Genomic DNA, 15,078 nt, shown 5'->3' with positions numbered 1-15,078 from the left:
AGTAAGTAGTGATTAAATTAACAGGTTTAAGTAAGAAGTATGGCAAATCACTCGTGGTGGATGATGCCAGCGCTATGTTCCCGAAAGGGGAAGTGACTTCTATTATTGGCCCAAATGGTGCGGGTAAAAGTACACTGCTTTCAATGGCGAGTCGCTTAACAGAAAGTGATGCTGGTGAAGTGATCATTGGCGACAAGTTACTGGCTGAATGGGATACCAAAGAACTGGCTAAGCACCTTGCGGTATTAAGACAGTCAAACAACATCAATATGCGCTTTACGATTCGCGAATTGGTTTGCTTTGGTCGTTTCCCACATTCACAAGGTCGCTTAAAAGACGAAGATCATAAGATCGTGGATACTGCGCTAGAACACCTTGGTATTACTGATATTCAAAACAAATACCTTGATGAGTTGAGTGGCGGTCAGCGTCAAATGGCGTTCATCGCCATGGTTGTGGCGCAAGATACGGACTATGTGTTCCTAGATGAGCCTCTGAACAACCTAGATATTAAGCACTCTGTAGAGATCATGCAGACGTTGCGTCGTTTAGCGCATGAGTTTAATAAAGCGGTCGTTATTGTGATTCACGACATCAACTTTGCTTCTTGTTACTCAGATAACATCGTTGCGATGAAAAAAGGCCAAGTGGTTAAGTCGGGTAAGGTTTCGGAAGTGGTTGAAAAATCAGTGATGGAATCGATCTACGAGATCCCATTTGAGATTCGCGAGTTCGATGGCGTTCGAATCTGTATGTACTATTCGGGTCGTTAGACTCATTAGTTTCTAGCTACAGAAAAGAAAGAGCTCCCGTATGAGGAGCTCTTTTTGTTTCTCGTTATCGGATCTTTTGTTAACGCATTTTAATGACCGAAAGCTTGATTAACCAAAATAAAGTGAGTTGCATAAAGGATGAACAATTGAATCTAACTGTGAATTGTTCAAACATTGTACGTCGAAATTCTGACATGCATATGAGCTCAACGTTAGTTTGATGTCACTCGAAGATCTACTCTTCATTTTTAACAATCATTTGTCATTTTCATGTTGAGTGGTGCGAAAAGCCATCTACACTATGATTATAACTGTTTGATTTTTATACGAGGCATCAATGAGTCGTAAACCAATAGTGTTAGTAGTAGATGACACGCCAAGTAACTTGGATGTGTTAACTGCAATACTCAAAGATACCTACCAAGTAAAGGTAGCCATTAACGGTACCATTGGCATTAAGATAGCGAAGATGGTGCCACAGCCGGATTTAATTCTCCTCGACATCATGATGCCTGACATCGATGGCTACGAGGTATGCAGTCAGCTAAAAGCTCAGCCTAATACCGCGCATATACCGATTATATTTGTTACTGCCAAAATGGATCCTGAAGCCGAAGTAAAAGGGTTGTCTTTAGGTGCTGTTGATTATTTAACGAAACCTATTACTCCTGAAATCGCTCTCCAACGTGTGAAGACACATATCGCACTGTATGACCAACAACGCGCCTTGTTCAGCCAAGTTAAAGATAAAACCCAAGAGATCAATCTTGGCAAGTTAGAGACTCTGAATATCTTGGGTAGGGCGGCTGAATTCAAAGACAATGAAACGGGCATGCACGTTATGCGCATGAGCCATTATTGCGAAATATTAGCCAAAGCCTTGGGTATGACTGACGAAGACGCGGAGACCTTGCGTGATGCTGCGCCGATGCACGACATTGGTAAGATAGGTATTCCTGATAGCGTGTTACTTAAGCCGGGTAAGTTGGATGCCGACGAATGGACGATTATGCAAAAACACGTTGAATTCGGTGTCGAGATACTTGGCAGGCAGAGTGATTCCAAACTAATGCAAATGGCCATTCAAGTCGCGCAATATCACCATGAAAAGTGGGATGGCAGTGGTTACCCAAATCAGATAGCAGGCGAAGATATTCCTTTAGTCGGCCGTATCGCTGCGGTTGCCGATGTATTTGATGCTTTGACCGCAGAAAGACCCTACAAAAAAGCGTGGAGTGTCGATGAAGCGTTGAGTTTGTTTGAAGATCAGAAAGGCAAACACTTTGACCCGAGAATCGTAGAGCTGTTGTTTGACAACTTACCTCAGATTTTAGCCATTAAAGAAAAATTCAAAGATGATTAATCTCTTCACTAGACGTTGTGCATTCGTGTTGGAGTTAAAAAACAGAGTCGTCCTATTCACGATGTGGTTATTGGCGGGGCTATGCTTCAACGGGAGTGTTAGCGCCGCCGAAGTGACAGACGCTCAGCTAAACCGCTGGCTCGATAACAAACCCACGATTACTTTCATCGCACTGGCTAACCATTACCCTTACTCATTCATCGATGATGATGGAAGAGTGTCTGGCATCATCAAAGACTGGGCAATAGATCTTGAAGACAGATTCGGTGTCCATGCTCGTTTCATCAGCGTTAACTCACGTGTAGAAGCAAAAGCCGCACTACTCGATGGGCGAGGCGATGTGTTCCCTTTTCAGCAGTTTGACCCAAGCGAAGGCGGCCGCTTTTTAGCAAGCGATCCTTATGTTCCGTATCAAGTGGCTGTGATTGTGCCTATCGACAACGTCATCGATACTAACTTAGACCAGACTCACAAACGCCGCATAGCGATGGTCAATGAAAACATAGACTTACAGAAAGCTGGCGTTCAATTGAACTCTATTGAAAGAGTCGATTTTGATAACGTTATTGATGCGGTGCGCGCCCTAGGTGAGGGAGACGTCGACGGGATCGTTGGTGAACCCATTACGACCATGGATCTTGCGAAAAATATTGGTGTTCATGATTTAACGATCAATTACGTGCTTGAGCACTGGAAAAGACTCGAAGCATCAATGGTCGTTCGAACGGATGAGGAAGAGCTACTGACGCTACTCAACAAGCAGGTAGCGACCTTTGATATCGACAAAAAGAATAAGATTTTATCAAAGTGGTTGGACAGCTCCCCTTATCGAGTGCCGCTAAAGGGCGTATTTGGTTTTGGTAACCCTCCGTACATGTACCCAGACAGTACAGCAGTAGGCCTCGAACACGACATTATCCAACGTGCACTGAACGACATGGGCTATAAGCTAGGTGACGTTGTCACGCTTCCTCCTAGTGCAGCCAGAAAAGCCATCGATAATAACAACTCAATATCTTTTGTTTCCGGTGTTCAGTTTGATGATCCTGAAGCGCACTTCCTAAGTGATAGCGTCCTTGATGTAGAGTTCGTTCCTGTGTCTCTCGTGCGACGTGATCTCAAGCTTCAATCTCAGAAAGATCTTTCAGTAGGCGCACTTTTATTTGATGACACCTCACCAATAAGAAAATCCGTTGAAACGCTCAGAGACAAGTTAGACATTGATCGTGTTGAAGACTATGAGAGCCTTGAATCTGCGTTTTCACAATTACGGGCTCAAAACGTTGATGTGCTGATGGTCGAGAGACGTGTATTAGAGTGGTTTGTCACTAACACTCGCTTTATTGAGATGGCAGAGCTGCAACTGCATGACAGCTATAAAGTCACTTATCCCATCTATATCGACTTTAAGACCGAAGAGCTGAGAGACGGCTTTAATGCGGCAATAGAGAACCTAAAGCTCGCTGAGGATGGATTAAGCACCATCATCGATACTCATGTTGAGGGTGATCTAAGCCAAGTACTTAAAAAAGCGAACGTGATTGCTCAGATATCAGCGTATTTCATCGTTAATGACCGCTTTGAAGAGTTGACCGAGGTGTTCGAAATCTTCGATACGGATAGCTCGTTCCAGGTGATCACCGCGCAAGCAAATAACAACAACCGTCCCATTAAAGCTTGGTATATCGGTAACCTTGTGGATGATATAGGAGAGAAAAAGAATACCTCCCACTTTTCATCCGTCACCAAGGTGGCGAGCTATCGTACAAAGGGTGGAACGACTAATTCTGGCTCAATGACTTTCTACTTTGATACTAAGTCACTTGAGAAAAAACACGTTTATTTCCCCGCTGTTGAACAGTTCAGTTCGTTTGGTGATGCCGCCAAGCGTTACATTGCGGACATCTATCAAGCAAACAACCTGACCGGCGAAATCCTCAACCTAAGCCAAGCTGAAAGAGAGTGGGTGAAGAACAATCCGGATGTGATAATTGGTATCGATCCAGATTCGCTGCCTTACGAAGCGGTGTCCAGTACTGGTGAATACATCGGGATGATTGATGACTACTTAACTTTGGTCGAGCAGAAAACAGGGTTGAGGATTCACCATGTCGATGTGGCGAATTGGTCAGAGACTCGAAGCTTGGTCGATCATGATGAAGTCGATATCGTCTCTGCAGCTCAAGAGAACCGCTCGTTGGGAGATAATGTAAAACCCGTTAAGAGTTTCTTTTCAAGCCGTTTGGCTCTCGCATCAAGACGAGACGTGAGCAGTTTAGTGCTTGAGGAAGCGACGGGGTGGAAAATCGGTATTCTTAGGAATGCCGCCAACACCGATGCGATTGTCGATAAATACCCGAATGTTGATTGGGTATTGGTCGACTCCACCGCAACAGGCCTTACCATGCTGGATGATAAGAGTTTAGACGGCATGATCGACACTGTTGATGTGCTCAACTATCTTATCGATTCATATGGTCACCGAGAAGTGGGGATTATCGGGCGACTGGACTTTTTCCTTTCTCCGACCTTACATGTGACCAAGTCAGAACCTTTGCTTTATTCAATTTTGGATAAGGCAATTACCAACATTTCCGCAGAAGAACATCAGAAGATCTCAGCAAAGTGGGCGGCACCTAAAGCGATAGAAAGAGTCGACTACCAATTGGTTTACACCATTTCGGTTTTCTCGCTGGTTATCCTTCTGCTTATTATTTTCTGGAACCGTAAATTAGCGAAGCAGATCAGTATTGCTAATGAAGCGACTGAAGCCCTCAAAAAGGCGCAGAACCAACTCTACAATATGCTCAATAGCTCTCCGATTGCTGCTGCGGTGGTATTTGAGGAGCAGGTTCGTTATGCCAACGACACAGCAAAACGTTTGTTCGTCGTAGAAGGCAAAGAGCTTGATGATATTGATGTGGCAGCGATTCATGACTCGTTAACGGTACGTGAAGAGGTACACAAGGAGCTAAAACTCAACGGCAAGGTGGAAAACAGAGAGTTAGTGCTGAGAAAGTCAGATGGCACTCGCTTTGTAGCTCTTGTGAGCTACTACCTGTTTGAGCTTGATGGTGAGATCGCCACACTGTTTTGGGCTTTCGATATCTCGGAAATGAAATACCTTAACGAGCAGTTGGCCGAGGAGAAAGAGAGAGCGGATCTTGCAAGCCAAGCGAAATCGGAATTCTTGGCTAACATGAGCCATGAAATTAGAACGCCAATGAACGCGATTATCGGCCTGTCTTATCTCGCGATGGGAGAGATCGTTAACCCAGTAGCACGAACCTATGTTGAAAAAGTTCACCGTTCAGGTCACTCGTTGTTAAGCATCATTAATGACATTCTCGATTTTTCTAAGATTGAAGCGGGGCAACTCTGTATCGACAATATCCCATTCAATTCTCTGACCACTTTCCACGATGTGATTGAGTTGATGGACTCGAAGGCGGCAGAGAAACAACTCAGCTTGTCGATGTCGATAGACCCTGAGTTAGACACACCACTTCGAGGCGACCCACTCAGACTGTTCCAAGTCGTACTTAACCTTATTGGTAATGCGATTAAGTTTACCGCAAAAGGCAACGTGGCGTTAACTGTGGCTCATGTCAGATCAAACGAAGACAGTTTGACTATGAAGGTGAGTGTGACAGATACCGGTATTGGTATCTCAGATGATAACCTACACAAGCTATTTGAAGCGTTTAGCCAAGCGGATACCACAACAACACGTCGATTTGGCGGTACTGGATTAGGGCTTAACATTAGCCAGAAGTTGGTCCACGCGATGGGAAGTAAAATCACGGTTGAGAGTGTACTAGGACAAGGCAGTGAGTTTTCTTTCGAGCTGACATTACCAAGATCGACTCATGAAGAGTTAACGCAGTTTAAAGCCCAAGAGTTGCAACTGGATTATCAAATAGAGTTCAAAGGACAGAGGGTACTGTTGGTTGAAGATAATGAGTTGAATCAAGACTTAGCTTTGGCGTTCTTCACTCGCTCTAAACTGAATGCTGACTTGGCTGAGAATGGTAAAGAGGCGGTAGAGTTAGCTCAAAGTAATGATTACGAGATGATCTTTATGGATCTTCAAATGCCGATTATGGATGGCTTTGAAGCGACAAGTTTGATTCGTGAGTTTAATAAAGATGTGCCTATTATTGCGATGTCGGCCAACGTGTTTGCCGATGCCAAACAAAGAGCAAGGGAAGCGGGCGTCACGGACTTTTTGGACAAGCCGATCATTATTGATAAGGCGACCTCTTTGATTTCCAAATACATTGTTCCGGAGTTACTAGTCGAAGGGAAATCGCCGCAGAAAGACGGTATGAATCCAAGTCATGAGGTTGAATTAGGTTCTGGTAGCGCGAGTTTACCTATCTTTTCTAAGCTTCGATTTGAACAACTCACTAATCATGACGCTGACCTACAAACTAAGGTGCTGAATAGGTTCTGCCAAGGTGCGCCTCAAATTATGGCGGAAACGTTCGATAACCTAACGCAACTTGAATGGGTGACCTTAGAGCGAAATCTGCATACGCTGAAAAGCATGGCAGCTTCGATTGGTGGGTTACGATTAGCAGAGCGACTCAGTGATTTAGAAAGCAAAGCCCACAACAAGGCATGTGACGAGCAAGATCTTAAACAAGGAGACTCTGGATTAGCTGAGCTGATTCAAGCGGTCGAGAGCGAGTTTGAGACGTCATGCACAGAGGAAGCCGAGATTAGTCTTGGTGATAGTTCTGACTCATCTAGCATTACTTCAGACCAACGCAACAAGTTATTATCGCTGCTGGATGCTTATGATAATGATGCGGCGCAATACGTCTTGGAGTTGCTCATCGAATATCCGCATTCGGATGTTTTGAAAGCGGTGCGAACTGCGTTAGAGAATTACGATTTCGAGCGAGCTAATGAGGTGCTTAGCGCTTCTGAATAGTCGATTACCTAAATCGCTTCACTTCATTTCAATTTAAGATTAAAGCCTTTAACTCTTACCGAGAAATAACGAACTAGCTAAAGGCTTTAATCTTATCTATGTGCTGAACTAATGGCTGACGTTTTGCTTGATGAGATCAATCACCGTGTTGTATCGGTGTGGCAATTTTCGGTTTCGCTTTTGAACCAAATATAAGGTTTCTTCAACTTCCACCTTCGGCGGCACAACGTGCAGTTTATCCCTTTCAGCGAAGTGCTCAACGGCTCCTGCGGGTAATACCGTGAACCCCAGTCCCTTAGATACAGGTAATAGAATCTGGTGAAGCTGATTGATATAACCAGATGTCGGTATTTCGTTGATGTTAATGTTCGCTAGATCTTTATCCCCGCAGAGATCGAAGTACAAAGACAGGTAGTGAGCCGAATCTGGGTGAGCGATCAGGCCAATCTCGTTCAGAACTTGTGGGGTAATTTCTAGATCAGCAAGGCTGTGATGGACAATAAGGCACAAGGCTTCTTTGCCTATCACTTGGCTTTGGTAATAACTGTCGTTAGGCGAGTGCCTTACAATGCCGATATCCGTTGTGCCTTGCAGCAGGTCATTTAATATTTTCTGGTTCGGTGCTGCTTCGAGGTGAATGTTTAATTCTCGGTGTTGTTGCTGAAGTTCAAGAAACTCTGGATAAAGGCGCAAAGAGAGTGAGCCTGAACACGAGACGTTACATTGCCCAGAATACGGGTTATCGAAACTTAACGATTCAAAAAGATCTTCTTGGTCTTTCTCTAGCTTAAGCGCATAGCGATACATAATCCGACCTTGTTCGGTCAGCTCGAAGCTCTTATTTTCCCGAGAGAGCAGGTCACAGTTGCAAGCCTGCTCAAGCTTTTTGATGTGTTGGCTCACGCCGGGCTGTGTCATATACAGCTTTTCGGCGGTTTGGGTGAAATGACCAACTTCAACCAGAGTCTTAAACGTATTGAGCCAAAGTGGATTAATCATACTCACCTTTGAATGCTAATGCCTATGGATAAAAGGCTATAAGTAATAGAGCCTCTAAATCACAAAGCTTATGAATAACAAAAAATTATTATTATCTTAAGTCATGATAATTTCAACGATCAGAACGCCAAGCCGAGAAGAACACAGCACTTTGGTGAAATACTCTTCGAAGTAGAGGCTACTGCCTGCTTAATTGAGTACGTTCGTGAGTTCATAAGAAGTAACAAAGTGTTGCGACTTTGTTGGATTTTTGGTCTATTGACCAACTGTGCTCATATTTAGGAATGAAGATGAATAGAAATGTTTGGCTGCTCTCACTGTGTCAGGCCTTATTGATGACGGGTAACATCTTACTGATTTCGGTGATTGGCTTGATAGGCAAGCAGATTGCGCCCAGTGTTAGCATGATTACTTTGCCCGTTGCGCTGCAGTTTTTAGGCTTAATGGCAGCCACGATTCCAGCGTCTTTGATTTCAGGTAAGCTAGGACGAAAGAGAGGGTTTAGGATTGGTAATGTCGTGGGTATTACAGGGGCAAGCCTTGCTACTTACGCTTTATCTCAGCAACATTTTTACTTGTTTTGCTTCGCCACATTTTTGCTCGGAATAGGTATTGGTTTTGGTACGCTTTATCGTTTCGCTGCTATCGAAGTGTGTGATGAAAATGCACGACATCGCGCAATTTCTATATCGATGGCTGGTGGTGTTCTTGCTGCTGTATTGGGGCCAAACTTAGCGATCATGTCTCAGCAGTGGTCGCAAGATGGCCTGTATATTGGCGCCTTTGCCTCTTTGATTGGATTGAATATTCTTGCGTTACTCATCCTACAAACTATTCAATTTCCAAAAGTCTCTTTTAATAATCAGGCACCTAAAGCCGATCCTTTGAGTGTGATTGTGAAAGCGCCTAACTTTATCGGTGCTGTGTTCGCAGCCATGGTCGCTTATGCCGTGATGAACATTCTAATGACAGCAACACCATTGGCGATGATCGGCTGTGGATTCGACTTCACTAAGGCCGCCGGTGTGATTGAGTGGCACGTGTTGGGTATGTTTGTCCCGGCATTCTTTACTGGCTCACTTATCGAGAAGTTCGGTTCGCGAATGATGATTTTAGCGGGTGGGGTATTATTTGTTGTTTGTATTGCTATCAATATTCATGGTGAATCTATCTGGCACTTCAGAGCGGCTTTGGTGGTACTTGGTGTCGGTTGGAACTTTATGTTCATCGCTGCAACAGGCTTGTTTAGTCAGTCTTATCAGCCTCAAAATAAAGCTAAGGCGCAAGCATTTAATGAATTCGTTGTGTTTGGTTGTGTAACTGTTACGGCATTGCTTTCTGGTTGGCTAGAATCGACGGCAGGGTGGCAGAACCTAAATATCTACGTATTACCATTCGTGTTAGCGGTTATCTTACTGTTCGCGTTCAGCGCACGTAAATCACGTATTCAAAAGCAACCTGTATAACGAGTATCGAGTGTGAATCAGTAAATCTATTGCTGCGAGTAAAATACGATTCCTTGGAATACAGACCAATAAAAAGCCCTACCATGTCGGTAGGGCTTTTGCTTATGGCTTAAATAATAACGTTTTCTTAAAACTGCTGTCGTGGCTTATATCCTATGACAACAGTACTTAAGCTTGGTTTATTAGTACGCACGTTATTGGTTACGTACTTGTTTCAATGACTTGAGGTTGGAGCGACTTACAGGTCGACCACAATGGTCTTCGTCGTAATCCCGCCTTGGTCATCAATTATCTTCAAGGTCACCTCGTGTTTCCCGTATGAATGGAAGATAGAAGTGTATGTGCGACCTCGTTTTACTTTTCCATTTGGAAGCGTCCATTCAGTATCAACGATACGACCATCACTGTCTGAGCTTGTTGACCACATGGTTACCCAGCGTCCCAAGTGGATGTACTTCGCACTTGCTTCTGGTAGGGCGTTTGGAGATTCAACACTCACTACAGAGCTGAACGAATCAGTGGCGCCTTTGTCGTCGACAACCGTCAAGCTCACCGTGTAGTCACCGGCTTGATCATAAGACCAAGTTGGTGTCATTTCGTTGCTTGTTGCACCGTTACCAAAGTCCCACAGGTAGCGAGTAATCTCGCCGTCTTGGTCAGAACTGAAGTTGCTTGCAGAAACATCCAGACCATTAACGTTCAGCTCGAAGTTCGCAGTAGGAGTGATGTTGTGTTGGCTTACTTTAGATAAGCGCACTACACCATATTCGTTGTTGTCACTCTGGTTCACAATATCAACCGCTAAACCAAATTCAGTCAGGATACGTCCTGAATCGGGTGCTTGAGGTGATGTGTAATCTTGGTCGTCAGAGAAGCTGGCATTGCCCACCAAACTGGTGTCTTCAAGTACGTCATTGTCACTGTTTACAAGTCGCATCGGCGAGTGATCTTTGAGTGAGAACGCAGCATCACGAACTTGGTAGCGAGTTTGAGCAACTTCGCCTGAGTTTTCCCATACCATGGCATTTTGGTCTGCGTCTACAACACCTAACCAACCTTCACCTGGGTGCTTGCCAACCCAGTTATCGGTAAGAGATTCGTCTACATACCAAATGATCAGACCCGGATCGAATGACATCAATTGACCCATGCGTTTGATGTTAGCTAGGCCTTCATCAACGTCCATGTGGCTGCGCCATTGCAGTAGGTAGTAGTGCTGAGCTTGATGGAATCCATTACTCAGCTTGTAGCCATTAAGGGCGAAGGTGGAGTTGCTTTCACCATCGTCTATCTTAGTCACTTCACCATCGACAACCACAGTAAGGTTATCCAGATAGAAACCTTCCATCGCCAAGCCACCATCTGTGATGTACTCAAACGAAAGCTCTACTTCTTGGCCTGTCCATTGTGAAACGTCAAACTCAGCATCAATCCAACCGCCAGACTCACCACCAATCGCAGGGACTAGACCCGTATTGTATGGGTCATCCATTGAGGTGATGTTGCCTGCGATGGCTTGTCCATTCACGAGTACGCGTGCAAAGTCGTAATCTTTCTCGATTTCGTACCAAGTTTTGAATGAAAGCAGCGCTGAGTTACCCTCTGGAATCAACAGCTTACGAGTCATGCTGTTTTTTAGGTCATCGCCTTTTTGAGAGTGGAAAGAGTACTCACCAGCAAACGGTTTCAAACCCTCGATCTGTTTCTCTGGAAGATCCACTTTAATCATGTTCGGACGGCTGTTGTCTGTGGTTTGGAACAGCGTATAAACCTGTGGGTTGTCTTCTAGGTCATCAATCGAGATTTGATCATCGTTAATCCAACGACCACCAATCGACTTTTGAAGGAAGTGTTTTGCCCAAGAGCTGAAGGCTGTTGGTTGAGTACCGCCAATTTGACCAGCCCAACTGCCTGACGACATGATTGACCAGTAAGAAACGGGCTCACCTTTGCCTGTGTATTGAGTGTCGTACTCGTCTGGCAGACCTAAGTCATGACCATATTCGTGAGCACAAACACCCGCTGCCGCATCAATCGGCTGAATCGTGTAATCAAATGCCGCGTATTGGCCGTTAAAGCGTTCTGGAAGCGAGCTAGAGGTGCCTTCCAATACATGTGTACGACCAAGGTTGAATCGGTGAGACCAGATTGCATCAGGGCCTAACACACCACCACCGGCTTCTTCGCCCACAGATGCGTGGAATACCATTAGGTGGTCAATCACGCCATCGGGTTCGCGGAAATTTCCGTCGCCGTCATAATCGTAACGATCTTCGATGTCGTAATCGGCTAAGTTGATGCTCGGATCTTTAGCCAACTGATTGAGCGCCTCACGAACCAGTTCTTGTGCGTTCAAGTCATTGTCGGTAGTCGGGGAGTTGCCACCATAGAACGACGCAGGCTTAGAGGCGCGATACCAACCCGCAGCTTGACCAGCAACGCTATAACTATCACCCGATTCACTTTGGTAATACTGACGCATCGAGATTAGGTTTTCGCCATTTGGCCCTGTGTAACCCGAGTTTGAAAACAACAATTCTTGATAATGTTCTGGGTTGTAGCTCTCGTAGAGCATTTGCGTGTGCTCTTCGGTTAGCTTGTTGTCATCCCAATTCAAATCAGGAAAATCGACTAAGAGAGCGAGCACTTTGTCGGTTCGCTTGATGCCAACTTCCAAAGCAAAGACGCTCGCTTTTTTAACGCCAGACCCTTTTTCGATGGCTTTGAGTATCTTCGCTCGTTGCTCTAACGCCTTTTTACCGAATTGGGCATCGCCTTTAAAGCCAGAGTTGATCTTGTTCTTTAAATAACGGTCAAGAGCATCGTGTTTTGCAATATCGCTTGCGTCTTGATCGACTAAGCCTTGTCTTACTAGCATCTCAATCAGCTTGTCTTCATTAACAACACCTAAATCAATTGGTGTTTTAGCATAACTACTGACGCTAAATAGAGTAAGCATTGCTGAAGCGAGCAATGTTTTTCTCATTATCTTCATTACATTTCCTTTTTGTATTTCCATGTCGATATCAGAATCAACTCGCCTTATTCAGAATGGTTATCCGAGTTTGGCTTAATACACTCTTTTGGTGTTTTAGGTATCTGACGTTTATTAGTTAACTCGTTTTTTCTTTCTATCTCGTTTGTATTACCAGGCTCATTTTGATTACCTGCATCATTGATGCTTTCTATTTCTTGCTTATTTTTCAAATCAAACTGACTGCCTTTCACTTGCTTTGCGTTGAGATAGATACGCAAAGCTTCGCTGTTGTCCTCGTAGGTTAAACCAGGACAAATAACGCCTCGTTCAATCAATGACTTGAGCAACAGTTCATCATTCTCAATCGTGGAAGCCTGTGACAGTGAGGAAAAAAGTAGAACCATTAAAGCCATTTTTTTGGGTGACATTTTTATATCAAGCCATCAGTTTTGATTATGTAACAAAATATATTTATAAAATTAACCAATCAAACTGATAATTATCACAAATCATTATCCGTTCCGGTTTCAACATTAATAGTTAATATCAAATAAGATCTTTTATTTATTTTATTGTCAGTTATTTAGTTAGTTTTGACGCATTAATAGTTGATAGTCTTAATAATTAATAACAATGTTAGGCTAATGGTTACTATGCTGGAGAGTGCTTTATATAAGGTATCGGAGATTAATTAACTAATGCGATGTTCTATTTTTAATGTTTAATAAATGCACGTAATAATTGAGTGTTTAGTAAATAATAATTCTCAAATTATTTTCACGAGAAATATTATGAATTAGTTGTTCAAGGATGATTTGAAGTGCTTCACGAAAGGTATTTCACGTTTGATCAGCGATACGGGGTGATGGAAGAGTAAAAAGAGCCCAAATTTAGGCTCTTTTGTAACAGGTAAGCGAGTGTTTAGTGCTTCTAAGATTGGGATACATCGCGATAAAAGTAACGCTCACAAACACTTGGGTCGATGCGCTTGATGACGTTAGATATCAAAGCGATAACGAGTATTGAGAATACGAGCCTTCCCCAGAATATGGTGTAGAAATCGGCTCCTATCAGCAGGATCAACAAAGTATCTTCTATCAAACTGTGGAGTAGGTTGAGTAACATGATCGCTGTGAATACGTCTCTTGCGGAGATGTGTCCCTTTTTCGCTTCATTGATTAATAATCCGCCCCCAAACGAAAGACCAAGCGTAATGCCTATGATGGTTAGGTTGGTCGCGTCTTTGCTGATTCCCAATAACCTCAAGAATGGTCTCAATATGACTGCCATCAGTTTTTCAATTCCGACAAGCTTTAAAATCTTGAGTAGCAGTAATAGCGCTGAGATCACCAGGAAGATAACCGCAAAACTCTTAAGCTGATCCAAGGCCCAGGTGAGGTAACTGGTATCCGTTGATACTTCCGGTTGCCAAAGCACAGTCGCGGGGTAGTTCAGTAAGTCGCCATATTGATAACTGAGGTTCAGCAGCCATGCTAATACCAAGCTGCCGCCGACTCTGACTGATAACGTCGCCAACCAACTCACGCCTGCTTTTTTGGCTATTGCTCCTTCGATTGGCAGTGAATGGGCGAGAAGCATCATGCTGCCTAACACTGAGGCTTGGGCGACAGTAAGGGGAGCATCGGAACTGATGAGAATAATCAACCCAGCATAGATGTTAGTGAGTATGGTGGTTGCCCATACCAAGCCCATCTCTTTTGGTAACCCAACGCTTTCCATTATAGGGCTTAACCATTCGCTAAGAATCACGATACCACCGAGCTCTTCGATCACTTTTATCACGATGATGATTGGAATCATGATTCGAAAAAGCGTCGAGGTGACATCGAAAATCTCTTTAAGGAGTTCTTTAAAAAATTGATAAGTGAATTTCATTGTTACGACCATTATTCGATTGTGTTGTATGAGAAGATCTTATCGCGATTGTTGTGATCGTAATTTTGAAATGGCTTTGTAAAGTTGCATGAGATTTTTTAATTATCGTAGTATTGGAAATTATAAGTCACAAAACTATGGTTTTAAGAAATTATGGAAATAGACCGTATAGATCGAAGCATACTGGTAGAGCTTCAAAAGAATAACCGAATTCCTAATCAGTCGCTGGCTGAGATTGTTGGCTTATCACCGCCGGCTTGCTTGAAGCGAGTGAAGCGCTTGAGAGAAGAGGGCGTGATCGTGGGTGATGTGTCTATCATCAATCCTGAGCTTACTGGCAGTAAGATGACTTTGGTTGTGTCTGTGGAAATGGAGCGAGATCGAGGGGACATCTATCAGATATTTCGCCACTCTATTTCGAAGGCTGCGGAAGTGACTCAGTGTTACCAGATTTCCGGTAGCTTTGACTTTATGTTGATTGTTACGGTCAAAGACATTCAAGCCTATGAAGATTTTGTGGAGCGTGTGCTGCGTAAAGACTTAAACATTCGAAAGTTCCACACCTCCGTATCAATGAGAACGGTGAAGTTTAGTACCGCAGTGAACTTAGATGAGTCATAAACGTTAGCTTGAAGATATGTGATGCATTGAGGTTTGTGAGGTCA

General features: G+C 43.8%; 9 protein-coding genes. 5 read left to right on the top strand and 4 right to left on the bottom strand.

Annotated features, from left to right (window positions below; genetic code table 11):
* Positions 1–8: 8 nt before the first annotated feature.
* The 3 genes from L0992_18515 to L0992_18505 all read left to right on the top strand — a co-directional run bounded on the left by L0992_18515 (position 9) and on the right by L0992_18505 (position 7,075).
* Entirely contained in the window at positions 9–773 is a 765-nt protein-coding gene (locus L0992_18515; GenBank protein ID XGB70016.1) for an ATP-binding cassette domain-containing protein, read from the top strand.
* A gap of 337 nt (positions 774–1,110) precedes the next feature.
* Entirely contained in the window at positions 1,111–2,136 is a 1,026-nt protein-coding gene (locus tag L0992_18510) for a two-component system response regulator (GenBank protein ID XGB70015.1), read from the top strand.
* Positions 2,137–2,197: 61 nt separating this feature from the next.
* On the top strand, positions 2,198–7,075 hold the full coding sequence (locus L0992_18505; protein ID XGB70379.1) for a transporter substrate-binding domain-containing protein: 4,878 nt from the start codon (positions 2,198–2,200) through the stop codon (positions 7,073–7,075).
* Between the two features lie 108 nt (positions 7,076–7,183).
* Here L0992_18505 and L0992_18500 read toward each other — a convergent pair whose 3' ends face one another.
* Positions 7,184–8,074 (bottom strand): LysR family transcriptional regulator, encoded by an 891-nt coding sequence (locus L0992_18500; GenBank protein XGB70014.1) that lies wholly within the window; start codon positions 8,072–8,074, stop codon positions 7,184–7,186.
* 290 nt (positions 8,075–8,364) lie between these two features.
* Here L0992_18500 and L0992_18495 point away from each other — a divergent pair, with 290 nt between their 5' ends.
* Positions 8,365–9,540, top strand: coding sequence for an MFS transporter (locus tag L0992_18495; GenBank protein ID XGB70013.1), 1,176 nt, complete (start codon positions 8,365–8,367; stop codon positions 9,538–9,540).
* Between the two features lie 238 nt (positions 9,541–9,778).
* Here L0992_18495 and L0992_18490 read toward each other — a convergent pair whose 3' ends face one another.
* The 3 genes from L0992_18490 to L0992_18480 form a co-directional block, all read right to left on the bottom strand.
* A complete protein-coding gene (locus tag L0992_18490; GenBank protein ID XGB70012.1) occupies positions 9,779–12,535 on the bottom strand; it encodes an immune inhibitor A in 2,757 nt (918 codons plus the stop codon).
* A gap of 47 nt (positions 12,536–12,582) precedes the next feature.
* Complete coding sequence (locus L0992_18485) at positions 12,583–12,945, bottom strand: hypothetical protein (protein ID XGB70011.1); 363 nt, start codon at positions 12,943–12,945, stop codon at positions 12,583–12,585.
* 502 nt (positions 12,946–13,447) lie between these two features.
* Complete coding sequence (locus L0992_18480; GenBank protein ID XGB70010.1) at positions 13,448–14,413, bottom strand: hypothetical protein; 966 nt, start codon at positions 14,411–14,413, stop codon at positions 13,448–13,450.
* A 153-nt stretch (positions 14,414–14,566) separates the two neighbouring features.
* Between L0992_18480 and L0992_18475 the strand changes: the two genes are divergently transcribed.
* Positions 14,567–15,034, top strand: coding sequence for an Lrp/AsnC family transcriptional regulator (locus L0992_18475; GenBank protein XGB70009.1), 468 nt, complete (start codon positions 14,567–14,569; stop codon positions 15,032–15,034).
* Positions 15,035–15,078: the final 44 nt, after the last annotated feature.

Origin of the sequence: Vibrio pomeroyi (assembly GCA_041879425.1) — a bacterium.
Taxonomy (GTDB): Bacteria; Pseudomonadota; Gammaproteobacteria; order Enterobacterales; family Vibrionaceae; genus Vibrio; species Vibrio pomeroyi_A.
The sequence above is the reverse complement of the archived record's forward strand: the minus strand, read 5'-3'. Positions and strand labels throughout refer to the sequence as shown.

Coding starts and splice junctions, on each gene's coding strand:
- L0992_18510 (XGB70015.1), top strand. CDS start 1,111: ATGAGTCGTAAACCAATAGTGTTAGTAGTAGATGACACGCCAAGTAAC.
- L0992_18505 (XGB70379.1), top strand. CDS start 2,198: ATGTGGTTATTGGCGGGGCTATGCTTCAACGGGAGTGTTAGCGCCGCC.
- L0992_18500 (XGB70014.1), bottom strand. CDS start 8,074: ATGATTAATCCACTTTGGCTCAATACGTTTAAGACTCTGGTTGAAGTT.
- L0992_18495 (XGB70013.1), top strand. CDS start 8,365: ATGAATAGAAATGTTTGGCTGCTCTCACTGTGTCAGGCCTTATTGATG.
- L0992_18490 (XGB70012.1), bottom strand. CDS start 12,535: ATGAAGATAATGAGAAAAACATTGCTCGCTTCAGCAATGCTTACTCTA.
- L0992_18485 (XGB70011.1), bottom strand. CDS start 12,945: ATGTCACCCAAAAAAATGGCTTTAATGGTTCTACTTTTTTCCTCACTG.
- L0992_18480 (XGB70010.1), bottom strand. CDS start 14,413: ATGAAATTCACTTATCAATTTTTTAAAGAACTCCTTAAAGAGATTTTC.
- L0992_18475 (XGB70009.1), top strand. CDS start 14,567: ATGGAAATAGACCGTATAGATCGAAGCATACTGGTAGAGCTTCAAAAG.